The following is a 22078-nucleotide window of genomic DNA, read 5'->3' as shown; positions in this document are numbered from 1 at the left end:
GTGGTCATTCTAGTAACAAATTGGGTAACAATGCGCCTATGAGTAACATCCTGGTTGTTGAAGATGAAGTCATTATCCGTACCGCCCTGCGGAAGCTCCTGGAGCGCAACAAATACACCGTGAGCGAGGCAGCCTCCGTCAAGGAAGCCACCACCCGCCACGACCTGACTCGATATGACCTGATCATCAGTGACCTGCGCCTGCCGGGCGCTCCGGGCACCGACATGATCAAAGTCGCCGGCGATGTGCCGGTACTGATCATGACCAGCTACGCCAGCCTGCGCTCAGCCGTAGACTCCATGCGACTGGGTGCCGTCGACTATATCGCCAAACCCTTTGATCACGACGAAATGCTGATCGCCGTCAAACGGGTGATCGGCAAAGCCACCGACGCCGCCCGGCAGAAAAAAGTCAGCAAGACCTCAAGCCATCAGATACCCGGCATGATCGGCTCCAGTCAGGTGATGAAAAACCTCTACAACCGCATCCACAAGGTCGCACCGACCCCAGCTACTGTGCTGGTGCACGGCGAGACCGGTACCGGTAAAGAACTGGTGGCTCGCGCCATTCACAGCGAGAGCCCGCGCGCCGGCAAGCCCATGATCTCGGTGAACTGTGCCGCCATCCCGGAAACCCTGATCGAATCCGAACTCTTTGGCCACGAAAAAGGCGCGTTTACCGGCGCCGCCAGCAAAAGCGAAGGCCTGGTGGCCGCTGCCGACGGTGGCACCCTGTTTCTTGATGAAATTGGCGAATTGCCGCTGGAAGCCCAGGCCCGTCTGCTGCGGGTACTGCAGGAAGGCGAAGTGCGCCCCATTGGCTCAACCGAATCCCACAAGGTGGATGTCCGTCTGGTGGCGGCCACCCACCGCGACCTGCGCAAACTGAGTCGCGAAGGCAAATTTCGGGAAGACTTGTACTACCGCATCAACGTCGTGCAGCTCACCCTGCCGCCACTGCGCGACCGCGGCAAAGACATCATCACCCTGGCCGAAACCCTTCTGGAGCGCTATTGCGAACAACTGGGCAAGCCCACGCTGATTCTGAGTCCTGAATCCATCCAGGCCATCACCACCTATACCTGGCCCGGTAACGTGCGTGAGCTGGAAAACGCCATGCAGCGTTCAGCCATCCTCTGTGAAGACGAGCGTGAAATTACCCACGACCTGCTGGCCATTGATCTGGATCTGGTGGAAGTGGAAATCGATGTCGAAAGCCGTAACGAAATCGCCAGTCAGGTCAGACGTACCCGCACAGACCGTGACGCTGCGACCTCTCTGGCGGTGCCCGAGTCCAATGAAGACCTGTCTCTGGAAGACTACTTCCAGCGCTTCGTACTTGAACATCAGGACACCATGAGCGAGACCGAACTGGCACGCAAGCTGGGCGTGAGCCGCAAATGTTTGTGGGAGAGACGTCAACGGCTGGGCATTCCCCGCAAAAAAACGGCATCCAGTGCCAAGTAACCCCCCGGGTGACTTGGCATACCTGCTGAACCAAACGAGAAAAGGGCGCTCTTTAGCGCCCTTTTTTGTGTCCTTGCCCCGATTATTGTTTTCTCAAACGGGTTACTGAACTCTGACCGGCCAGCGCTGTCTATGATGGTGCGCAATGTTTATCCCCGCACAGTGGCACTTTTATTACTGTCATCCTGGATAAGCAGAATGACGCGACAAGGATCTTTTCTACAGGCCAGCTTTCCAACAAGCTGGCAACCGGCTGAACCGCGGGATAACCCCTATACCGCGGTAACAGTTGTTCACAAGTGTGGCACATCTTCAAGTGTTACCAACTTATGTCATGAGTAACAAAAACCGAGACCATCGGTAACGAGCCACCCTTTTTGGCACGCCCCGCCCCAACTCAATTTTCTTGTAACCCATTGAAAAATATAGTTTTTTAAAAGTTGGCACGCACAATGCTTTAGTGCTGTCATAATAAAAACAATAAAGAATAAAAAAAAACATTAATACAATAACAACAAGAAATAATAATAAAAAAAGCGTACAAAATAATAACAACAACAAATAATAAAAAAGAAAATAACAAGACTAATAACAACAACAAATAATAAAAACAAAGCGATAAACTGACTGTTACAACTGACTGAAATTTGGAGAGTGTTTGCCACAGAGCAAATCACCGCAACGCAAGGAAGCCAAATGTTTTGCGGGAAAATAAGAAAACTGGAAAATAAAAAATTCTACGGGAAAGCTTAGGCTTTCCCGTTTTCATTTGTGGGGTGTATTTTTCCACCCTCTCACCACCCACGACCGATATACCCAAATCATTGTCACCGTTCAGAAATAGCTGAGTGCGGGCTTTAATCCCGCCCCGGAAAGCCAGCCTGAGCCCTGCTTTGGCTGGCTTTCTCGCCTCTGCGTGGTACACTGCGCCTCCATATCCCGCTCAATCTGAGCGTCTACGATCCATAAGCCTATCCGGGCCAGCCCGGCAGCCAACCCAGTAACCGACCATGTTAAAGCGGCTAATTCGACCGATCATCAGCACCTTCAGTAAAGCCCCGTCCATCAATCATCAGATTATTCCCCGCGAGAAGCACAGCATCTCCCGCCGGGACATCAGCCGCTCGGCCCTGAAAGTGATGCAGCGACTGGGTGATGGCGGCTACGAGGCCTATCTGGTGGGCGGCGGTGTGCGAGATCTGCTGCTGGGGGATCATCCGAAAGATTTTGATGTGGCCACCAACGCCACGCCGGAACAGGTAAAACACCTGTTCCGCAACTCCCGCATCATCGGTCGCCGTTTTAAAATCGTGCACGTGCGCTTTGGCCGCGAGATTATTGAAGTCACCACCTTCCGCGACAATCACAAAGACAACGCCAGCGCCCAGCATTCGGCCAAGTCTGAAGACGGCATGCTGCTGCGCGACAATGTTTACGGGGATATCCGCTCTGACGCCATCCGCCGTGATTTCACCGTCAATGCCCTCTATTACACCCTGGATCATTTCAGTATCCACGATTTTACCGGCGGTCTGCAGGACATTAACCGCCGCCGGATTCGCGTGATTGGCAACCCGGAAACCCGCTATCAGGAAGACCCGGTGCGCATGCTTCGGGCGGTCCGTTTCGCCGGCAAACTGGGATTCGATATCGAGAAGAACTCTGCCGAGCCGATTCACAAGCTGGGCTCCCTGTTGCGCAACATTCCCGAAGCCCGCCTGTTTGAGGAGGTTCTCAAGCTGTTTATGGGGGGCTATGGCCGCGCCGTACTGCCGCTGCTGCAAGAATACGATTTGCTGCAATACATCCTGCCATTGACGGATCAGGCTCTGAAGGAAGACGAACCTTTCGCCGAAGCCCTGATCCAGCAGGCACTGACCAATACCGACAAACGCATCAAGAACAATCAGCGGGTCACTCCGGCCTATATCTACGCCGCCATGCTGTGGCCCTCGGTCTGCGCCGAGCAGCGCAAACTGGAAGCCGAAGGCATGAAGCCGGTTCAGGCTCACCAGCAGGCCGCCCACAATGTTGTTTCCGCCCAGTTGCGCACCACCTCTATCCCGAAGCGTTTCACTCAGGGCATGAAAGAGATCTGGGATCTGCAACACCGCCTGCCACGTCGTCAGGGGAAACGGGCTGAACGTCTGTTTGAGCACCCCCGCTTCCGCGCCGGCTACGATTTCGTGCTGATGCGCGAGCAAGCCGGTGAAGATTTACAAGGCCTTGGCCAATGGTGGACCCGCTATCAGGAGGTCGACCCGGCGGAACGGGAAAACATGGTCGCCAAGCTGGAATCGGGACAGCCGCGCAAGCGTCGTCGTCCGCGCCGCAGAAAACCCAAGCCTCAGGGACAAGATTAATCGCCATGACCACAGTGGCTTACATCGGGCTGGGCAGCAATCTTGACAACCCACGCCAGCAGGTAGAACAGGCCCTGCAGGAACTGGCCCAGATCCCCGAGACTTCACTGGTATCAGCTTCGCCCTGGTACCAGAGCCGGGCAGTGGGCCCCGGAGAGCAGCAAGACTACATCAATGGCGTGGCGCAACTGACCACCGGACTGGCACCCCATGACCTGCTCGATCAGCTGCAGGCAATTGAACACGCCCACGAACGGGTCCGGGAAATTCGCTGGGGGCCAAGAACCCTCGATCTGGATCTGCTGCTGTACGGCTCAGAAATCATTGATACAGAGCGCCTGCAGGTACCCCACCCCTATTTAACGCAGCGCAATTTTGTCCTCTACCCCCTGACGGACATCGCCCCTCAATTAATACTTCCCTGCGGTGACACACTTGAGTCATTAATGGCACACTGCTCAAGTGACGGGCTACACCAACTTAAGGATTGATCAGGAGCAGACTGTGAGTGACGGTTTTAACATCACCCTGGATACTACAGGTCTCGACCTGCCGCGATTTGTCGCCATCGAAGGCCCAATCGGAGTCGGGAAGACCACGCTGGCCAGTCATCTGGCCCGCACACTGGGCTACGAGTTGATGCTGGAACAGGCAGACGCCAACCCGTTTCTGGAACGTTTTTACGCCAACCCCAAGGCCGCCGCCCTGCCTACACAGCTGTTTTTTCTGTTCCAGCGAGCCCAGCAAATTCAGGATCTGCAGCAGCAGGACATGTTTCAGAGCAGCCGCGTGGCGGACTTTCTGATGGATAAAGATCAGCTGTTTGCCCAGGTCACTCTGGACGACGACGAGCTGAACATCTATCAACAGGTCTACGACCAGCTGGATATTAATGCGCCAGCCCCGGACCTGGTGATCTACCTCCAGGCGCCCAATGATGTCCTCGAAGAGCGTATCCGCACTCGCGGCGTACAGGCCGAACGCAACATTGAAAGCGACTACCTGACGACGCTCAACGATGCCTACATGCACTTTTTCCACTATTATGATCGGGCGCCGCTGTTGATCGTTAATGCCGCCGAGCTGGATCTGGCCAACAACCCGGATCACTATCAACAGCTGGTCGAATATATGCTGACGGTGAAAAGCGGCCGTCATTACTATAATCCGACCCCAACGTTATAACTCGTTACCGGCGCTATCGCTCTTCAAGAGCGCCGTAACCCTGACGATTCTGTCATTACTGAAAGTGTGATTGCTATGCCATACGGAACAGTTCAGGCCGATGCCGGCCTTACCAAACCCATTACCACCCTCACCTTGCGCAAGATGAAAGAGGAGGGCGTAAAATTCGCCACTGTCGCCCTTTACGACGCCCCCATGGCCGCGATGGCACAAAAATGCGGAGTCGAAGTGCTACTGATTGGCGACAGTCTGGGCATGACCGTGCTCGGTTACGACAGCACCATCCCCGTCACCATGGAACAAATGATCTACCACGTTGAAGCCGTAAAACGCGGTAACAACAAATCCCTGATCATGGGCGACCTGCCCTTTATGACCTACGCCACGCCCGAACAAGCCATGGTCAATGCCACCCGTATCATGCAGGCCGGCGCGCAGATGGTGAAAATTGAAGGCGGCGAATGGCTGGCACCCACCGTACAGATGCTCAGTGACCGCGGCGTACCGGTGTGTGCACATCTGGGTTTGACCCCACAATCGGTCAACAAACTGGGCGGCTTTCGGGTTCAGGGGCGCAGCGATGCCCAGGCCGAACAAATCCTGGCCGATGCCAAAGCGCTGGACGACGCCGGTGCCGATCTGCTGGTACTGGAGTGCGTTCCTTCGGCACTGGCCAAACGCATCACCGAGTCGGTCAGCATGCCGACGATTGGCATTGGCGCCGGTACCGACACCGACGCACAGGTACTGGTGATCAATGACATCCTCGGTTTGACCGAACAACCGCCCAAGTTTTCCAAAAACTTTTTGATTGAAGCGGGTGATATTCCCGGCGCCATGAGAAAATACGTCAACGATGTAAAAACGGGTGTCTTCCCCAGTAAAGAACACATTTTTGTTTAAGGCTGGTTAAGAGAAAAACACTGCATCTTCATGCATGCCCCAAAGGCGACAAACGAATTGTCGCCTCTTCCTTTCTAAAGCGGAATTCTCCGTTGTCTGTCTTGATTCGTGTGCTACCTTTTTAGAGTTCTGCTGCCTTAGAGGCAACGGATCTCTCCTGATCGCTGTACTTATCTTTATCCAGATCACACCATCAAACAGGACACCACTATGGGCATGTTCAGCAGCATTATGGAAAAACTGGGCTTCGGCAAAGACGACGCGAACGCTCCCAAAGACGAAACCGTCAGCGCCACGTCCGACACCGACTCAGCCGCAGACCAACCTCAACTCGAGCCCGGTCTGACCAACCCCGAAACCATGAAAATGGTGGATGTGGTCGCCAAACTTGAAACCATGGCGAAAGCCAACCCTGAAAATCTCAACTGGAAAACTTCCATTGTGGATTTGCTAAAGCTGCTGAACCTGGACAGCAGTTACGGGGCGCGAAAAGAATTGGCGACAGAGCTTAATTGCCCTGCCGACAAGATGGAGGAGTCAGCACAAATGAATATGTGGCTGCACAAAACGGTACTGCAAAAATTGGCAGACAATGGTGGCAACATTCCTGCGGATCTGTTGGATTAGTGTCGCCCAGCCAACTGCTCACTGCCCTCTTCAGGAGGAACCACCGGAGCGCTGGATGGCTCCCGTTTTTTCTCCAGTGAGTTGAAAAATCCCCAGATCTCATCGGCGGCCTCTATCTGCGGAGCGTCCCCCCCAAACAGGCGACCAAAATGCACCTGGGATGAGGGTACGACATGGCCGGAATCCAGCAGTTTGTAGAGCCGCATCACTTCCCCATTGGCAGACCACTCTGTCACTTGCGCAACCGGGCCTGGTTTTTTCTCGGTTGTCACCTGCCACTGGCGGGAAGGCTGTGAAGGTATTCCCGCCAGAACACGCCAGTAGTCCATCGTCTGATCCGATGACTGGACACTTCCCCGCGAGCTATCCCCCATCAGTTCTACCAACCCGCCACCATAGGGATTGATCGGGTCGTTGGTACCGTTAAAGAGCGCCACCGAAACCGGTTTGCCACGGACACCACAATCATTGTTGTTCTTTACCGGCAAGCTGGCCGCCATCGGCGCGATGGCTCGCACCAACTCAGGCACCTCCAGCGCCAGACGGTAGGACATGTGCCCACCATTGGAGAGTCCGGTTGCAAACACTCGCTGATCGTCAATATCGTAATGCTGCCTGAAGTAGGCCACCATGGCTTTAAAGAATGCAGGATCGTTGATGTTTTGCGTGTTGGCGCTGTAATTGGCACTCGCCCGACAATCGTTCCAGTGATTTTCAAAGCCGTTGGGATATACGGGAATCAAGTTTTCAGTCTGCGCCAAATGCTCAAAACCGTAGGCAGTCTGCCAGCGAATGTCCTCACCACTGCCCATCGAACCGTGTAACACAAACACCAACGCCGGCTGCTCACCCAGCTGCTCGGGCAGATAGTAAGTGAACGTGCGTTCAAGCTTATTGACGACCAGACTATCTAACTTCAGTTGACCGCTTTCGGGGGGTTCGGCTGTTGTGTAGGAACGGACAAAATAACCATAGAGTCCTGCCAGAATCAGGCACAGGCTGAACACAATCCCAAGAATCCACTTAAACATCCCACAGCCTCTTTTTGTTGTTGTTATAAAAAAGAGTTTGGCGTAGTGCAGACCCGACACGGGCGAAGCCGCATCTGCAATCTGCCGCTTCACCTATTGAGTCAGATAATCATCAAACCGCTGCCCCTTTGGGGTTTGCACCGTACTCGTTCTCGCCGGGCGCACTGTCCTGGACAAAGAAAATAATCAACACGATCGCCCCGATAAGCGGGAGGATAGCCAGCAATAACCACCAGCCACTGCGACCGGTATCGTGCAATCTGCGAATAGCGACACCAATGGCAGGCAACAATACAGCCAAGGCATAAATCATGCCCAATATGCCAATACCCGTCTCCATATTGAATGTCCCCAGTGCCGAGTCCACAAACGCTAAAATGATGGTCGCAATTACATTAAACAAGGCGAAAAACCAATATTCCTTGCGCCTCGCACGTCCGTTAAACACCGCGTATTTCTTCAAAACATCCAGGTACCAGTTCATAGCATCTCCTTATGACCTCACGATTTAACCGGGCAGTAGCGAGGCCGGCCCTACAGCCCACGTTTTGCACTCGCAGACACAAATATATCGGAGATATCGCAATAACACCACAATCCAACCGGATGGTCTTGTACGCGAGTTTTTTGTCTGAGAAGTGTTAGAATGCCGCCTCAGCCATCAGGAATTAACCATGTCTAACAGTTTTGAAACACAGGGTGTTATCCACTCCATCGGCGACACCACCGAGTACGGTAATAACGGTTTTATCAAACGTGAATTTGTAATCCGGGTAACTGGTGAAGGCGTCAACGAGGCCTACCCGAATTATCTGGCGATGGAGCTGGTCAAGGATAACTGCGGCATTATGGATGCCTACAATATCGGCGATGAGATCAAGGTCCACTTCAACTTGAACGGCCGCCTCTGGTCGCCTCCGGGCAAGCCTGAAAAGTGCTTTAACAGCCTGCAGGCCTGGCGCATTGAGTCTTTGGCTCAGGCCAATCAGAACAGCGTACCTCCCGGTTTTGATCAGGGGCCACCATTGGACGCCTATGACGATGATGTGCCCTTCTGAACACCGTCATAGACAAACACAAAGAAAAGAGCGCATTTATTAAGTTGAACCGCTCCTTGTAGAACCGGCAAGATGTTAACAACAGGCTTGCCACTCGCTTACCAGCAGCGCGACAAGCTCTTCCGCAGGTAACTCACGTGCCATGGGAGCGCCTTGTCCAGCCCATTGCACGGCAAAATCAAAACAGCCTTTCGCCGATGCAGCAGCGGTTAAAGCTTTGCCGGCATCATAGGCAATGGGATAATCCGGGCGTGGCGGCGCCCCCACATCGAGCTCGTGGTAAAAACGGTTGGCCAGTCCTCTGGCCGGACGACCTGAAATATTGCTCGTAATACGGGTGTTGTAAGCCTTCTCACTTTTCAGGTTTGTGCGATATTGATCATTCGCCGAAGACTCCGGGCACAGAATAAACGCAGTACCCATTTGCACACCACTTGCCCCCAACGCCATCATGGCGTGTATTCCGCGACCATCCATAATGCCTCCCGCAGCTATCACTGGCAGGTCGGTTTTTCTGATAATTTGGGGGAGCAAAGCGAGCGTGCCCAACTCATCGTCACGTTCAGGCTCAAACACACCACGATGTCCGCCGGCCTCTACGCCCTGAGCAACAATGGCATCGACGCCAACGGCTTGCGCTTGCATCAATTCATACACCGAGGTGACGCAAGACAGAATTGTGATTCCTTCTCGTTGCAGTGCAGCTACCCACTCACGTTGCGGCAAACCAAAATGAAAACTGACAACGGCAGGCTTTTCGTCAACAAGCATTTCGAGCATGTCGGTCGATTGCAAAAAGCTCGGATATATCTCACGCAATTGATTCGGTGGTACTGCGTCAAACTCTAAGAAGCGAGACGCAAGATACTCCAGCCATTGTGCCTCTATGTCCGGTCGTGCTGTTGCAGGCTGATGACAGAACAGATTCACATTGAAGGGTTTGTCTGTTAATTGACGAGTGGCCTGAATGGCGGAACGGGCTTGTTCAGCGGTACTCGCGCCAACGCCAATCGACCCAAGAGCCCCGGCGTTTGACACCGCTGCGGCAAGACTCGGAGTGGATACACCCACCATCGGAGCCTGAATTATCGGATGCTCTACGTTTAATCTGTACCGCAAAAAATTATTCATAAACCACTCACACAATAACGGATTTGCCGCTGAATCCTAGACCATCCAGCCACTGACGGGCCAGTTTGTTTTCAAATTGTCAGTTAACTCAACACAGGCAGTTCGGCAAAAACAGGTGTCAATTGCCAACCAACCGATTGCTTTAAAAATTGTTGAGCAAGCGTAACCTCACCCGAGGTCACAACCTGAATATTTGACAAGCCCTCTGGCCGAGCCTCTCGCCCCTCTTTTTCAATCAAGGCAGAAGTGATTTCCACCGTTAACAATCCATGGCTCTGTAGCAGCTGATTCAAGTAATTTGCAACCGCACCGGCAGGATTAACCAAGCTCACCCGATCGCCAACCACCTGACGAATCTGCTGTTCGATAAAGGGATAATGAGTACAACCCAGTACCAGCTGGTCTATGCCCCTGTGCAACATCGGTTGAATGTATTGCTGCAGCAGCGCGCGCAATCCCTCTGCTTCCAATTGATTGGCTTCGATATATTCCACCAATCCCGGAGTGGCGCAACTCAGTACTTCAACCTTACCCTTAAGACGCGCGAGTAATGTTTGATAACGGTCGCTGTGCAAGGTGCCCGTAGTGCCGATAACCCCGACCACTCCACTGAGCGTACGCTCAATCGCCACCTTGATACCCGGCTCGATCGCGACAATGGGAATGCTGTACTTAAGGCGCAGATTTTCGACGGCAACAGCCGTGGCGGTATTGCAAGCCAAGACCACCGCCTTGGCTCCCTGAGCTTCCAGACTGGCGACAACTGCTGAGACTCTTTGCTCGATCCAGCTTATCGAGCGATCACCATAGGGGGCGTGAGCTGAATCGGCAAAATACACCAGACGCTCTCTGGGCAAGACTTGATGAATGGCTCGAAGAACAGACAATCCGCCAAGGCCCGAATCGTAAACGCCGATAAATGAAGTCGTCATATTGCTAGGTGTTTTTATCTTGTTGATTCTGTTTGGTGACAGGCCAGAGCCTGAAATCAACGCCCATGAGGTTAAACGCACCGACTAATGCCGGCCTAACTCTAGAAGGTCATCGCCGCCAGCCAACCAAATGCAACCAATGGAATGTTGTAGTGCATAAAGGTAGGCACCACAGAATCCCAAATGTGATCGTGCTGGCCATCGGCATTAAGCCCCATGGTCGGCCCCAGCGTGGAATCGGAAGCCGGTGATCCTGCATCCCCCAAAGCACCCGCGGTTCCCACCAGGGCAATAATCGCCAGCGGGCTGAATCCCAGCTGCAATGCCAAAGGCACATAGACTGCGGCAATAATCGGTATCGTGGAAAACGAAGATCCAATTCCCATGGTAATCAACAGACCGATACCCAGCATGGCAAAGGCGGCCAGCGCCTGATTGCTGCCAATCCAGTCGGATGAGGTGTCGACAAGGGTTGTAATATCCCCGGTGGCTTTGATGACTTCGGAAAAGCCCGAAGCAGCAATCATCACAAAACCAATCTGGGCCATCAGCTTCATGCCATTGATCACCACATCGTTGGAATCGCGCAAACTGAATACACCGCCCAGCAAAAAAACCAAATAGCCTACCAGAGCGCCGGCGACGATGGATTTGGTGGCAAGCTGTACACCAAAAGCCAATCCAATGGCCAACACCGGCACCCAGGTTTTGCCCGTCACGGTGGTTGGCGCCTCGGTCACGACACTTTCATCCAAGGGATGTCCCGGATCGTCCAGCGCCTCCAGGGTGTATTCGCGAGGCGTGCGGTAGGAGTAGAACACCGCGACCAGCAAACCCAGCAACATGCCTGCCACCGGGATCGCCATAGCCACCGGTATCATGCCGCTGTCGATATCAGCCAGACCATTGGTCTGCAACTGGGTCAGCAGAATCTCATTCATAAAGATACCCCCGAAACCAATGGGCAAAATCATGTAGGGCATGGTCAAACCAAAGGTCAGGATACAGGCGATCAAACGCCGATCGAGTTTGAGCTCGTGAAACAAGTGCAACAGGGGTGGAATCAACATCGGGATAAAGGCGATGTGCACCGGCACCAGATTTTGTGAACACACCGACACCAGCAAAATAACAAACAACAGCAGATACTTGATGCGTTTCTGCTCTTTGTCACTGGCTTGCCGCCCTAACAGGGCATGGACTTTGGCCGCCAGTATATCCGGCAAACCGGACCGTTCAATGGCTACGGCGAAAGCTCCCAGCAGGGCGTAGCTCAATGCCACGGTAGCACCACCGCCCAGGCCGCCATTGAAGATCTCGATGCTTTCCGTCAGGGTTAGCCCCCCGACTACGCCACCCACAAGGCCACCCAGAACCAGTGACAGAACCACATTGATTCTCATCAGGCTTAAACCGAGCATAAGACCTACGGCAACGACAACAGCATTCACCGGCACTCCTCCGTCATTCAGCAACTGCCGGCAAGAATGCAACTATCAACGCAGCAGACAACGATTACTCAAGAAACTGGACAATATTCCTACCCGCACAGTCTAATCAACTTTCGCAGTGATATCATCCGCTTCTCTTGAGCAATCGGGGCTCGCAACGGTCTTCAGCGCGAGATAAACGGAATCAATACGATATTCTCTATCCGATCTCAAATTGACTGGCGCTGGTCAACGTCAGATACTCCGGCGCCACATAGCCTTTTGGACAACTCACCAGATTCACCTTGATGCTGCCAGGTGTGATATCCAGCACTGTAAAGCCGTTCAGCTCGGCCGGATGCATAATCTCTTTGACGGACAATGCAGCCGGTGTCGCAGCTTCCAAACCGCGAGCTTTGGACAACCATCCCAGCCCGCCAATACCCACCGGACCACTGAGGACGGTATAGATAGGATTTGCCTCTAGATTCAAATCACCACTTTGGGTGATAGCACCTGCACCTGCACCTGCACCTAGCAAATGCAGCCTATTTCACGGAAGCGCTGGAAGAAGGCAAGCGGTGTAAGCTGGACGCACACTATCCGGAGTTAAAGATCCAATTGAGTGTTATCGAACACCAGACACGGTCGAGGTCACCCGCCGCGCAGGCTTTTATTGAAATGTGTGAGGACTATGTAGAAAAGATGACAATCCAATAGGCATCAACCGGGCAAGCCAGCATGGCAGGGAATCAACGTTTAGAATTGAATGTCACGCTCCTGCTTGTAGTCATGATTCTTTTTTCGAAACTCGCCCCAGACATTATGACCAATACACTTGTACGGTTTATCCAGCTGCTCACCTTTGGCCATACAGCTGTCTCGAAGATAAAACCCTTTTTCTACAACAACATAGGAGTCGCTAAAGCTGCTTTCAGATTCATATAAATCATAGCGTGTAAAAAAAAGCAGTGCGAAAACAGCAATCGATATTGCGATTAAGACCTTCATAGAGTTTTACCCTTGTAATGCCTGACGTCAGAGATTCTCACTACTGACTACGCAATGTATTTTAAGCTATTTATTTAAACCGCCACGTCAAATAAAAACAACCACCTGGCTGTATTATTAAAATCTGCGTCACTATAAATAGCCGTCGGGCAGTCTCTATCGAGGCTGTATAACCGGAGCGGATGAATGGGCTAGTTGCATGGTTACTTTTCCCGTTGAAAGATCCCAAGGACTAGGATTCACGTTTTACATCAACATCTGATTTATATCACCGAAAGGGTTTAACCTGCCAGAGAGATAGCGCACACAAAACCGACACGCCTCTTCCTGTGTTTTAAAAAGCCTATTGCTCTTTTTGTATACACACCATGGCTACAACCACCAGTACCAACCCCGGCATCAGACGCCAGTTAAATTCCGCCAACCCCCACAGCAGGGACAATATCCAAACAAAAAGCGGCGTCAGGAAACTGTAGGACGCGACCTTGGTAGGGCCTATTCTGACCGTGCCGAATTGCAGCAGAAAGAAACTTAACAGGGTGGTGAATAAGGCGAGGTAAAACAAACCGCCGTAGACACTGACAGGCTGCTGCCAATTGACCTGCGCCAAGCTTGGCAGAGAAACCATAAACATCCACACAGCGCCAAACAGAATCACCCAAAAGGTCATGACTTCCATCGGCTCGCCGGAATACACCCGCCGAATAAACGTGTTGTAGACACTCAGGGCGACAGCTCCGGCAAAGAAAATCCAGTCACCGGTATTCAATTCAAGCCCTAAAGCCATTGCCAGCTCGCCCTTGAATACGATCCAGACGGCACCCAGAGTACCCAACATCAAGCCCAGGCTTTTGCGCACAGTGGTTCGCTCACCATTGATCAGTAATGCCAGTAGTGCGGTCATGGCCGGTATGGTGGTAAAGAGCGCACCGGTTTTAATGGCCGTTGTGTCTTTAAGGGCTTCGAACATACACCAGAAAAACGTCGCCAATGGCATGCTTAACAAGGCGTAGCCCAGTAACCGCCTGACGGGTGGCACATGGAAACCGTGTCGGCAAAACACCAACGGTGCAAACAGACCGGCGGCCATGACAAACCGGATCAGCATCATCACATCGGCAGGCATGGCGCTGGTGATCAACTCCGCCACCGGAAATGAGCTGGAGGTAAACAGGATGGTCATGACCATCAAACCGTGAACCCACCACAAGGCGCTGCCCCCTGCCCTGGCTGAAGTGACGGCTAGACGGCGGGTTGTCTCGACGAATGCGCTCATGGTGTTTGCCTCTCAAATGGGAAAGTGAAGCATAGGCTGTTTCTGATAAACTGATAATCCAGACGATTGGACAAATACTGTTGAGAATAAGTAAACGGTGACTTATGGAGAATTTTGCGGCCATCCCGGTGTTTGTAACGGTGATAGAGACGGGAGGCTTTTCCCCCGCCGCGAGACTGCTGGGGATATCAAAGTCCGCAGTCAGCAAGCGCGTCACCCAGCTGGAAGAGCAACTGGGCGTCAAATTGATACACCGCACCACCCGCCAACTGAGTCTGACCGAAGCCGGCGAGCACTTTTACCAGCATGCACGCATTGCTCACGAAGCGGCCAAGAATGCGCAGGATGCCGTTTCCCAGCTGCAGGGCGAACCCCAGGGCCGTTTGCGCATCAACTCGCCCATGTCCTTCGGTCGCCTGCACCTGGCGCCGCTGATACCGGTGTTTCTCAAGCGCTACCCCAAAATCACCATCGATATGGTGATGGACGATAAGGTGCTGGACCTGATTGGCGAGGGCTTTGATATTGCGATTCGCTCCGGAGAACTGCCCAACTCAAGCCTGATTGCCCGCAAGCTGGCGCCACTAAACAGTGTGCTGTGTGCATCGCCAGACTATTTAAAAACCCACGGCAAGCCTGAGCAACTGGAACACCTGAAAGATCACAACTGTCTGATTTTTACCCATTCCAACGACGTGAAAGAGTGGGCGTTTATGAAAAATGGCACCACCCAGGCCATCGACATCAAAGGCAACTACCAGGTCAACAACAGTGAAGCCCTGCGCGAAGCCCTGTTACAAGGTGCAGGCATAGGCCGCCTGCCCACCTTTATTGCCGGACCGGATATTAAAGCCGGCCGCCTGATCACCCTGTTTGAGGAATACCAAATGCCCGCCAAAATCATTTACGCGGTATTCCCCGAGCGCCAGTACTTGCCTGCCAAGGTTCGGGCCTTTATCGACTTTGCCATTGAATACTTCGGTGGGGATCAACCCTATTGGGATAATTAACGACTGGCCAAACAAGCATTGTTTACCTTTTATCAACAGTAATTTCCTTTTTGACCATATTATCGACTCATAAGAAACCAGATACACTTTCCCTCATTGAAATCACTGGCGGCCCACTTCAGGCGGCCAAGTGCGTGAGTAGCTTTACCTAAAGGAGACAAGAAGCTATGGACCTGTTTACCGCCGTAGAATCCCGCCGATCTGTTAAACACTACGATGCCTCTGAGCCCATGCCGGAAGCAGAGTTTGAGCGACTCATCCGTGCAACCATGCTGTCGCCCACATCCTTCAATATTCAGCACTGGCGTTTTTTACGCATCACCGATCCCTCGCTGCGCACGCAACTGAAAGCGGCCGCCTGGAGTCAGCAACAGGTGGAAGATGCAGCGGAACTGATTGTCCTCTGCGCCGACATCAACGCCTGGCAAGATCGCCCCGAACGCTACTGGGCCGACGCCCCCAAAGAAGCCCGGGAAATTCTGGTGCCCATGCTGACCGATTTCTATCAGGGCAAACCTCAACTGCAACGGGACGAAGCCATCAGAAGCTGTGGGATTGCCGCACAAACGCTTATGTTAACCGCCACCGCCATGGGATACGGCAGCGGTCCATTGATAGGGTTTGATACAGAGCAGGTCGCGGAATTGATCAACCTTCCCGAAGGCTATTTAATCGGGATGATGATTGTCGTGGGCAAAGCAGCCCAGGCGCCCAATGGGCGGGGTGGGCAATTGCCTGTCAGTGAAGTGTTGTTCGAGAACCGGTTTTAGTCTCTAACGGATTACTTTCCCAGACATAACCTCACACGGACATTTTCCCGTGTGAGGGAGGTCAGGCAGCGCTTTATTGATGCTCAAATGCGTCCACAGGTTCTTCAAAAGCAATCACCAGAACACAGGCTTCCTGACTGATGCATTTACCGTCATGCACAGCCTTGGCAGGACCATAGGCATACATGCCTTCCTTGAGGTGGGTTGTTGCTTGCCCGATGTAAGTCACATCCAGCTGTCCTGACACCAGCGTCATTCTTTCCGCCGACGTGTGCCAGTGCGCAGGAAACTCATAGCCGCCTGGGATTTTAAAGAAAATATCTGCATTTGGTTTTGCCGGATCACCGTGCAATACGGCGATTTCACATCCCTCCGGAAAAAAGGCAGGACACGGCCCCCACTCAATGGCCGTATCTGTCGGCGAAACGGATATTGCTTCTTCTGCAACGGCTGCCGAAACCACAATCAGTAATAGTGTCGCTAGCGCAGAGTTAATTATTACGTTATTCACCACTCACTCCTCAGCAAGAAAGAGTCTCTGTAATAAAGAAATATAGACGCTAACCGGTAAACCAGCCTGCTCAGCTTGCCGTGAGAGCATCAACCACTGTATCAAGCTTGATCCTTCCCCAACGACTCTCAACCTTATCGGTATCTCGAAAAGCGATATGGCCAGAGTTAAGCTCCTGGGTCATTTCAATAGATTCGGAAATTGCCGCAGATGAAAGCCCAACCGATATGCTCGAGCTGCCCCGGTTTAATAACGGCTTCCATTCCTGCCATGAAAACTAAGCCACCGCGGCTTCATTTTTTATCAGACGTGTAACAGGTTGGGCTGCAAATTTGGTTTTGACGACCTGTGCCTGGCGAATCAGCAGGCGGGTATTGGTACCGGAGTTTGGATAGTGGCTAAAACCTACGCTGACGGTTGGCCAGAATGACTCCCCCTGTATGTTCAGTGGCTGATTGTTTTTACTGGCAAACTGCTTAACCTGTTGGGCAATTTCATTTTTATTTGCGCTATTGAGCAACACAAAGAAACCCGTGGTCGAATAACGGGCGATATAGATCGCCTCCACAAAATTTCCACGGAGCTTTTCAGAGAAGCGACTCGCAAGTTCTTGTGCCTGTGCCTCGCCGTAAAGTTTGTTCATATCCCTGTAGCTGCTCAGTTCCAGATAGAGCAGGGTAAAACTCGTATTTTTACCGATGACTTTTAATAGCTGGTCTTCAAATGCAGCTCTGTTGGGCAGATTGGTGATCTTGTCATTAAACGCGGCATGAAGAACCGCTTGTTCTGCGGCCTCCTTCTCTCTCTTGATTCTTTCCTGCTCACGAAAGTCCTGAAACGCCATATAGACCAGCAGTAAAATAAAGATAGAAGAGGCTATAGCAGTTGGTGCTCCCATCCAGTTACCACGCAATGTATTGCTGGCAGCCATTTGGGATTCCATGGGGAAACTTACTGCAGCCATGCCGGTATAGTGCATACCGCAAATCGCAACCCCCATCACTAACGCGGCAACCAGTTTTACCCAGAAACTGTATCCCTGATCGACCTTGTCAATATTTCTGCAGATCCACAGCGCCGCACCACAGGCAACCACTGCGATAACGCCAGATATAAACACAAGGAAGTTGTCATACTGCATCGCAGGATCCATCTTCATTGCAAACATGCCGGTGTAATGCATGGTGAAGACACCAGTGCCCATGATAAACGCATAGATAATCAGCTGGGACACCGATAGCATTTCGCTGGTAATCGCTTTAAGTCCCAGGCCAGATGCTAAAACAGCAATAACCAATGAAGCCACGGTAAGCTTTAAGTCAAAACTCATCTCCATTTCCATTGGCATTTGGTAGGCACTCATACCAACAAAGTGCATTGACCAAATGCCTGCGCCCAGACAGAACGCACCAATAGTAAACCAGACTGTTTTGGTGCTGCCCGATAGAGAGCGCACGCGTGCACCAAAGTAGATAGCGGTAAAAGCGGCGATTACTGCGACACAATAGGAGGCAAATACCAGCTCGAGAGCATAGGTTCCCTTCATCGAAAATTCCCCAAAGGATTAATATTGCCCGGTTGTACGCAACCACAGATGATTCAGATGACAGTTGATGATTGTTTTTGACTATCAGGCTGATTATCTAGATGGGGTGACGGTCCGGTCTGATACATCTGACTGGCCTGTTGAAAGCCAGTTCCTGTAGTTGATTTTGCGGATAGTCAAACCGGCAATGTCATCCCTGCTTTATTATTGAGCATGCGCTGTTAGCTGCTTCTTATCGTCCCCAAAACTGGCGAACAAGGCCTGCATCATCTGCTAGCAGTCAGGCCGCTCATGACAGTCATGATTTCGTCGTTTAGCTCCGCCAGTCACAGCTGCAGGCTTTTTTGGATCAACAACAAACATACGATAAGCATTGGAATTCACAGCCCCGAGAGTGACACTAAAAGGCTTGTGTGTTTCTCTGACAAGGAAAAAAGTATATGCACAGACTTACGACGTTAACTGCGATTATGTGGTGCTCAGTCATTTTTGGGCTCAGCGGCTGCAGCGGTGATAAGCTCACCTTACCGGAAGTCACACCCCTCAATGCCAGCCCAGAGGCACTCGCCAGCCTGTATAAAGCGGAGACAGGATCCTTAAACGTTGTAGCCCAAACCAACGTACACTTATCGCTGGATGACCGAGAACTCGACCTCAGTATCTTTTACCCGGACGCCGAAGGCCCTTTTCCCATTTTGCTGTTTTCCCACGGCAACTGGTCCACCAAAGACAAATACAACCCGGTTATTGAGCACTGGGTGAGTCATGGGTATGTAGTACTGGCCCCCAACCATCTGGATTGTTGCGGCATGGTAAACGGGATCTGGAACAGTGTACGTTACGGTCAGATTGGTCTGATCGAAGAGCGGATAAGGGATTTTTCAAGTCTGTTAGACCACCTGCCCCAGATTGAAGACAGCGTCGATGGTCTTGCGGGGAAAATGGATACCAGCCGTATCGCCGCCACCGGACATTCGTTTGGCGCCTTCACCGCACAACAGTTCGGGGGCGCCGGCACCTTCAATCCCGATACCGAAGAGTATGTCTACTTTACCGACAAACGCATCAAAGCGATGGTTGCGATTTCACCGCCCGGCCCAATGTTCGATGTCATTAATGAAGGCAGCTGGATCAACCTGCAAGGGCCAATGATGCTGACTACCGGCACCTGGGATGCCAATGCCCAGTTCTGGCCCGATTGGCGGGCACACAAACTGTCTTTTGATACCGCCCAACCCGGCCAGAACTATGCATTAATAACCCAGGGAGCCGACCATTACCTGGGTAATCTGATCTGTCGTCCTGAGCGGGAACAGCCGCCGCAATATGATGCACTGAAAATGCTCAACAGTGCCACCACCGCATTCCTCGATGCCTATGTAAAAAACAATACGGAGGCCCTGGCATTTATAGATTCTGATAATTTACAACAAGCGACCAATAACTTTTCCCGGTTGCAGCAACGCTGAATCAGTTTTTTAACCCCGGTCAACAAACCAGAATCGACGATAATTAAAAATAAAACTTAGGGCTGTGCCTGCGCAAACTGCGGTTTTACATCAAACAGCCCTCAAGCCAAAACCCCTTAATCATTAAAATATTGTGTGATTGAAGATCCAAGGACTCCAGCCATACGTAAACAATGGAAATTAAGGAGGAACGCTATGATTGAAAAAAATATTGGAAACATTGAAAGAATTTTTCGTGTTTTGTTCGGTGTCATTCTGGCTGCCTGGGCAGCGATCCAGCCCGACCTAAACGGGATAGAGTGGTTTGTACTGGTAATATCCTTGATGCTCGTTTTAAATGGTGTTTTTTCCAGATGCTATTTTTGGTACATCCTAGATATCAACACCTGTTCAAAGAAAGACAAAAACTGTATCGAGAATGAAACCCCGTGCTTGTAAAAGACAGGCTGATCCATTGCGACCTGAGCCATGCCGATCATGTCAATGCAATAGAACGCGATACAGAAACATAAGTAAGGCAGGACTTTAAATTTTTAAAGTTCCTGCCCTTATTTACCATTGTTTTCCTACGTTAGACTGAAGCCTGGCCAAAACTTCATACAGCATCCCAGATAATTTCCCACTGACCATTGCAGCCAGCCAACACCTGTAGTTTCATCACGGTCAACGTTAATAAATTTTCAATTCTGCGATGACACAACCCCGCAACCAACTAATTTCCCCTTCGGACACACCCTATTACCATTGTGTTTCACGTTGCGTGAGGCGAGCCTTTCTTTGCGGCACCGACTCCGTCACCGGACACTGCTATGAACACCGGCGACAATGGCTCGAAAATCGTATTCGCTTGCTCAGCTCACTCTTTGCAATTGATATTTGTGGATATGCCGTGATGAGTAATCACTATCATCTGGTCGTCAAGCTCGATTCCTCCAAAGATTGGTCAGAACACCAAGTTCTGGAACGCTGGTTAACACTGCACAAGGGCCCACTGATTATTTCCCGCTATCGCAACGGTGAAATCTTAAGCCTTGCAGAAAAAGAGACTGTCTCAGACATCATCAATGTCTGGCGTCAGCGATTGCAAGACTTGAGCTGGTTCATGAAGTGTCTCAATGAACCCATCGCTCGTATGGCCAACGCCGAAGACAACTGTACCGGACACTTTTGGGAGTCGCGCTTTAAGTCCCAGGCTTTACTCACAGAAGAAGCACTAATCTCCTGCATGGCTTATGTGGATTTGAATCCCATCCGGGCTGGCATGGCGAAAACACCGGAGACATCTGATCACACCAGCCTTCAAGAACGTATAAACCCAACATTTAACCTTGCTGATGCCATCAAAGATCAATGCCTGACCAATGACTTTGATGTACCCCTCAAACCCCTGCTGCGGTTTGACGGTTGTATTAAGTCCACCGACCAACACGGCCTGCCCTACTCATTCAGCGACTACCTGCAACTGGTCGATTGGACTGGACGAGCCGTCAGGGATACCAAACGCGGTGCAATCCCCACAAACCTTCCTCCGATTCTTAACCGACTGAACATCCCGCCAGATCAGTGGTTGGTAAACAGTCAATGTTTTGAAAAAATCGTACACCGACGATTTCGAAAAACCGCTTGACAACCTCACTACCTTATTCGCAACCAGAACGTCGGAATTTTGCTGTTTGAAAATCGCTTGTTTGACGTGAAATTTTCTTTTTGGTCAAGATCACTTGTCGTTAAGACAATTTAGATAGCGTCATGAAAGGTACGGAGATTTTTTGATGTGTTTTTTTTGAGGGTGCCTGTCCTTATTATTTTGTTCTTTTTGGTCAAGAACACTTGTCGTTAAGACAATTTAGAGAGCGTTATGAAAGGTACGGAGATTTTTTGATGTGTTTTTTTGAGGGTGCCTGTCCTTATTATTTCTTTTACCTTCAAAGACTTCACTTACCAAGCGCCCAGCAGTTCTATTTAGATCTTCCCAGCTATAATCATTCTTCTGTTTTTCAATAGTACGCAGATACTGGTTGAGAACAAACTCTAACATTAGGCCATTATCTGAACGCCAGATTACCGAATGCTCAGTTATCTCTATGTCTACGACAACATCATCACACCCTTCGCAACCGCAACTACACCTACCAACAACAACATTTCCTCCCGATATTAAAGCGGCTTGAGAAAATAAAGCTGGTGGATCCATACCCAAATAATTTCCACCAAGCCAGTCTTTACGATCAATAAGAATCCTGACCTGATGATCATTTGATTCATTACTTTCTGATATGTTAAACCCTAAAACATTCATAATTGATCAGTACTGGAGCTTGCCTAACGCCCGCAGCACGCGCGGCTTTGCAGTGAAGGG

23 protein-coding genes are annotated in these 22078 nt (G+C 51.4%); 12 read left to right on the top strand and 11 right to left on the bottom strand.

All coding sequences use genetic code 11. The features are described from left to right. The first annotated feature begins 38 nt into the window (after nt 1-38). From KOI40_RS04385 to KOI40_RS04360, 6 genes are all read left to right on the top strand, one after another. Entirely contained in the window at nt 39-1466 is a 1428-nt protein-coding gene (locus KOI40_RS04385; RefSeq protein WP_216096251.1) for a sigma-54-dependent transcriptional regulator, read from the top strand. A 1010-nt stretch (nt 1467-2476) separates the two neighbouring features. After that, a complete protein-coding gene (pcnB, locus tag KOI40_RS04380; RefSeq protein ID WP_216096250.1) occupies nt 2477-3829 on the top strand; it encodes a polynucleotide adenylyltransferase PcnB in 1353 nt (450 codons plus the stop codon). Between the two features lie 5 nt (nt 3830-3834). Beyond that, complete coding sequence (folK, locus tag KOI40_RS04375) at nt 3835-4320, top strand: 2-amino-4-hydroxy-6-hydroxymethyldihydropteridine diphosphokinase (RefSeq protein ID WP_216096249.1); 486 nt, start codon at nt 3835-3837, stop codon at nt 4318-4320. A 13-nt stretch (nt 4321-4333) separates the two neighbouring features. Continuing rightward, nucleotides 4334-5014 carry a deoxynucleoside kinase gene (locus KOI40_RS04370; RefSeq protein WP_369413144.1) on the top strand — a complete coding sequence of 227 codons (681 nt, stop codon included), beginning with the start codon at nt 4334-4336 and terminating at the stop codon, nt 5012-5014. Between the two features lie 75 nt (nt 5015-5089). After that, nucleotides 5090-5917 carry a 3-methyl-2-oxobutanoate hydroxymethyltransferase gene (gene panB / locus KOI40_RS04365; RefSeq protein WP_216096248.1) on the top strand — a complete coding sequence of 276 codons (828 nt, stop codon included), beginning with the start codon at nt 5090-5092 and terminating at the stop codon, nt 5915-5917. A 210-nt stretch (nt 5918-6127) separates the two neighbouring features. Next, nucleotides 6128-6544 (top strand): DUF3597 domain-containing protein, encoded by a 417-nt coding sequence (locus KOI40_RS04360; protein ID WP_216096247.1) that lies wholly within the window; start codon nt 6128-6130, stop codon nt 6542-6544. Here KOI40_RS04360 and KOI40_RS04355 read toward each other — a convergent pair. Both KOI40_RS04355 and KOI40_RS04350 read right to left on the bottom strand, forming a co-directional pair. After that, the gene (locus KOI40_RS04355) at nt 6541-7575 is read right to left on the bottom strand and encodes a CE1 family esterase (RefSeq protein WP_216096246.1); all 1035 of its coding nucleotides are present in this window, start codon (nt 7573-7575) and stop codon (nt 6541-6543) included. The genes KOI40_RS04360 and KOI40_RS04355 overlap by 4 nt on opposite strands. A 112-nt stretch (nt 7576-7687) precedes the next feature. Beyond that, complete coding sequence (locus KOI40_RS04350; RefSeq protein ID WP_216096245.1) at nt 7688-8059, bottom strand: DUF805 domain-containing protein; 372 nt, start codon at nt 8057-8059, stop codon at nt 7688-7690. 190 nt (nt 8060-8249) lie between these two features. Between KOI40_RS04350 and KOI40_RS04345 the strand changes: the two genes are divergently transcribed. Next, nucleotides 8250-8633 (top strand): DUF3127 domain-containing protein, encoded by a 384-nt coding sequence (locus tag KOI40_RS04345; protein WP_216096244.1) that lies wholly within the window; start codon nt 8250-8252, stop codon nt 8631-8633. Between the two features lie 75 nt (nt 8634-8708). Here the strand turns inward: KOI40_RS04345 and KOI40_RS04340 are convergent, their stop codons facing one another. The 6 genes from KOI40_RS04340 to KOI40_RS04315 form a co-directional block, all read right to left on the bottom strand. Then, nucleotides 8709-9764, bottom strand: a complete 1056-nt coding sequence (locus KOI40_RS04340) for an NAD(P)H-dependent flavin oxidoreductase (RefSeq protein ID WP_216096243.1) — start codon at nt 9762-9764, stop codon at nt 8709-8711. Between the two features lie 83 nt (nt 9765-9847). Next, entirely contained in the window at nt 9848-10696 is an 849-nt protein-coding gene (murI, locus tag KOI40_RS04335) for a glutamate racemase (protein WP_216096242.1), read from the bottom strand. Between the two features lie 101 nt (nt 10697-10797). Beyond that, nucleotides 10798-12147 carry a Na+/H+ antiporter family protein gene (locus KOI40_RS04330; protein ID WP_216096241.1) on the bottom strand — a complete coding sequence of 450 codons (1350 nt, stop codon included), beginning with the start codon at nt 12145-12147 and terminating at the stop codon, nt 10798-10800. Nucleotides 12148-12346: 199 nt separating this feature from the next. Beyond that, complete coding sequence (locus tag KOI40_RS04325; protein ID WP_216096240.1) at nt 12347-12619, bottom strand: hypothetical protein; 273 nt, start codon at nt 12617-12619, stop codon at nt 12347-12349. 266 nt (nt 12620-12885) lie between these two features. Beyond that, nucleotides 12886-13137, bottom strand: coding sequence for a hypothetical protein (locus KOI40_RS04320; protein ID WP_216096239.1), 252 nt, complete (start codon nt 13135-13137; stop codon nt 12886-12888). A 343-nt stretch (nt 13138-13480) separates the two neighbouring features. Beyond that, entirely contained in the window at nt 13481-14413 is a 933-nt protein-coding gene (locus KOI40_RS04315) for a DMT family transporter (protein ID WP_216096238.1), read from the bottom strand. A 104-nt stretch (nt 14414-14517) separates the two neighbouring features. Between KOI40_RS04315 and KOI40_RS04310 the strand changes: the two genes are divergently transcribed. Together KOI40_RS04310 and KOI40_RS04305 are read left to right on the top strand one after the other, a co-directional pair. Further along, nucleotides 14518-15423 carry a LysR family transcriptional regulator gene (locus tag KOI40_RS04310; protein WP_216096237.1) on the top strand — a complete coding sequence of 302 codons (906 nt, stop codon included), beginning with the start codon at nt 14518-14520 and terminating at the stop codon, nt 15421-15423. A 167-nt stretch (nt 15424-15590) separates the two neighbouring features. Further along, nucleotides 15591-16193, top strand: coding sequence for a nitroreductase family protein (locus KOI40_RS04305; protein WP_216096236.1), 603 nt, complete (start codon nt 15591-15593; stop codon nt 16191-16193). A 73-nt stretch (nt 16194-16266) separates the two neighbouring features. Here KOI40_RS04305 and KOI40_RS04300 read toward each other — a convergent pair whose 3' ends face one another. Further along, on the bottom strand, nt 16267-16704 hold the full coding sequence (locus KOI40_RS04300; protein ID WP_369413143.1) for a cupin domain-containing protein: 438 nt from the start codon (nt 16702-16704) through the stop codon (nt 16267-16269). 277 nt (nt 16705-16981) lie between these two features. Beyond that, nucleotides 16982-18250, bottom strand: a complete 1269-nt coding sequence (locus KOI40_RS04295; protein WP_216096234.1) for an MHYT domain-containing protein — start codon at nt 18248-18250, stop codon at nt 16982-16984. Nucleotides 18251-18690: 440 nt separating this feature from the next. Here KOI40_RS04295 and KOI40_RS04290 point away from each other — a divergent pair, with 440 nt between their 5' ends. The 3 genes from KOI40_RS04290 to KOI40_RS04280 all read left to right on the top strand — a co-directional run bounded on the left by KOI40_RS04290 (nt 18691) and on the right by KOI40_RS04280 (nt 21346). Beyond that, nucleotides 18691-19719 carry an alpha/beta hydrolase family protein gene (locus KOI40_RS04290; protein ID WP_216096233.1) on the top strand — a complete coding sequence of 343 codons (1029 nt, stop codon included), beginning with the start codon at nt 18691-18693 and terminating at the stop codon, nt 19717-19719. Between the two features lie 195 nt (nt 19720-19914). Then, the gene (locus KOI40_RS18825; RefSeq protein WP_216096232.1) at nt 19915-20157 is read left to right on the top strand and encodes a YgaP family membrane protein; all 243 of its coding nucleotides are present in this window, start codon (nt 19915-19917) and stop codon (nt 20155-20157) included. A 454-nt stretch (nt 20158-20611) separates the two neighbouring features. After that, nucleotides 20612-21346: a transposase gene (locus KOI40_RS04280; RefSeq protein WP_216096231.1), complete on the top strand. Its 735-nt coding sequence runs from the start codon at nt 20612-20614 to the stop codon at nt 21344-21346. A gap of 219 nt (nt 21347-21565) precedes the next feature. Here KOI40_RS04280 and KOI40_RS04275 read toward each other — a convergent pair whose 3' ends face one another. Then, nucleotides 21566-22018: a hypothetical protein gene (locus KOI40_RS04275; RefSeq protein WP_216096230.1), complete on the bottom strand. Its 453-nt coding sequence runs from the start codon at nt 22016-22018 to the stop codon at nt 21566-21568. Nucleotides 22019-22078 lie beyond the last annotated feature (60 nt).

This window comes from Pseudomaricurvus albidus, assembly GCF_018863235.1.
Lineage (GTDB): Bacteria > Pseudomonadota > Gammaproteobacteria > Pseudomonadales > Cellvibrionaceae > Pseudomaricurvus > Pseudomaricurvus albidus.
This window is presented reverse-complemented; position numbering and strand designations above follow the sequence as displayed.

Coding starts and splice junctions, on each gene's coding strand:
- KOI40_RS04385 (WP_216096251.1), top strand. CDS start 39: ATGAGTAACATCCTGGTTGTTGAAGATGAAGTCATTATCCGTACCGCC.
- pcnB (WP_216096250.1), top strand. CDS start 2,477: ATGTTAAAGCGGCTAATTCGACCGATCATCAGCACCTTCAGTAAAGCC.
- folK (WP_216096249.1), top strand. CDS start 3,835: ATGACCACAGTGGCTTACATCGGGCTGGGCAGCAATCTTGACAACCCA.
- panB (WP_216096248.1), top strand. CDS start 5,090: ATGCCATACGGAACAGTTCAGGCCGATGCCGGCCTTACCAAACCCATT.
- KOI40_RS04360 (WP_216096247.1), top strand. CDS start 6,128: ATGGGCATGTTCAGCAGCATTATGGAAAAACTGGGCTTCGGCAAAGAC.
- KOI40_RS04355 (WP_216096246.1), bottom strand. CDS start 7,575: ATGTTTAAGTGGATTCTTGGGATTGTGTTCAGCCTGTGCCTGATTCTG.
- KOI40_RS04350 (WP_216096245.1), bottom strand. CDS start 8,059: ATGAACTGGTACCTGGATGTTTTGAAGAAATACGCGGTGTTTAACGGA.
- KOI40_RS04345 (WP_216096244.1), top strand. CDS start 8,250: ATGTCTAACAGTTTTGAAACACAGGGTGTTATCCACTCCATCGGCGAC.
- KOI40_RS04340 (WP_216096243.1), bottom strand. CDS start 9,764: ATGAATAATTTTTTGCGGTACAGATTAAACGTAGAGCATCCGATAATT.
- murI (WP_216096242.1), bottom strand. CDS start 10,696: ATGACGACTTCATTTATCGGCGTTTACGATTCGGGCCTTGGCGGATTG.
- KOI40_RS04320 (WP_216096239.1), bottom strand. CDS start 13,137: ATGAAGGTCTTAATCGCAATATCGATTGCTGTTTTCGCACTGCTTTTT.
- KOI40_RS04315 (WP_216096238.1), bottom strand. CDS start 14,413: ATGAGCGCATTCGTCGAGACAACCCGCCGTCTAGCCGTCACTTCAGCC.
- KOI40_RS04310 (WP_216096237.1), top strand. CDS start 14,518: ATGGAGAATTTTGCGGCCATCCCGGTGTTTGTAACGGTGATAGAGACG.
- KOI40_RS04305 (WP_216096236.1), top strand. CDS start 15,591: ATGGACCTGTTTACCGCCGTAGAATCCCGCCGATCTGTTAAACACTAC.
- KOI40_RS04295 (WP_216096234.1), bottom strand. CDS start 18,250: ATGAAGGGAACCTATGCTCTCGAGCTGGTATTTGCCTCCTATTGTGTC.
- KOI40_RS04290 (WP_216096233.1), top strand. CDS start 18,691: ATGCACAGACTTACGACGTTAACTGCGATTATGTGGTGCTCAGTCATT.
- KOI40_RS18825 (WP_216096232.1), top strand. CDS start 19,915: ATGATTGAAAAAAATATTGGAAACATTGAAAGAATTTTTCGTGTTTTG.
- KOI40_RS04280 (WP_216096231.1), top strand. CDS start 20,612: ATGAGTAATCACTATCATCTGGTCGTCAAGCTCGATTCCTCCAAAGAT.
- KOI40_RS04275 (WP_216096230.1), bottom strand. CDS start 22,018: ATGAATGTTTTAGGGTTTAACATATCAGAAAGTAATGAATCAAATGAT.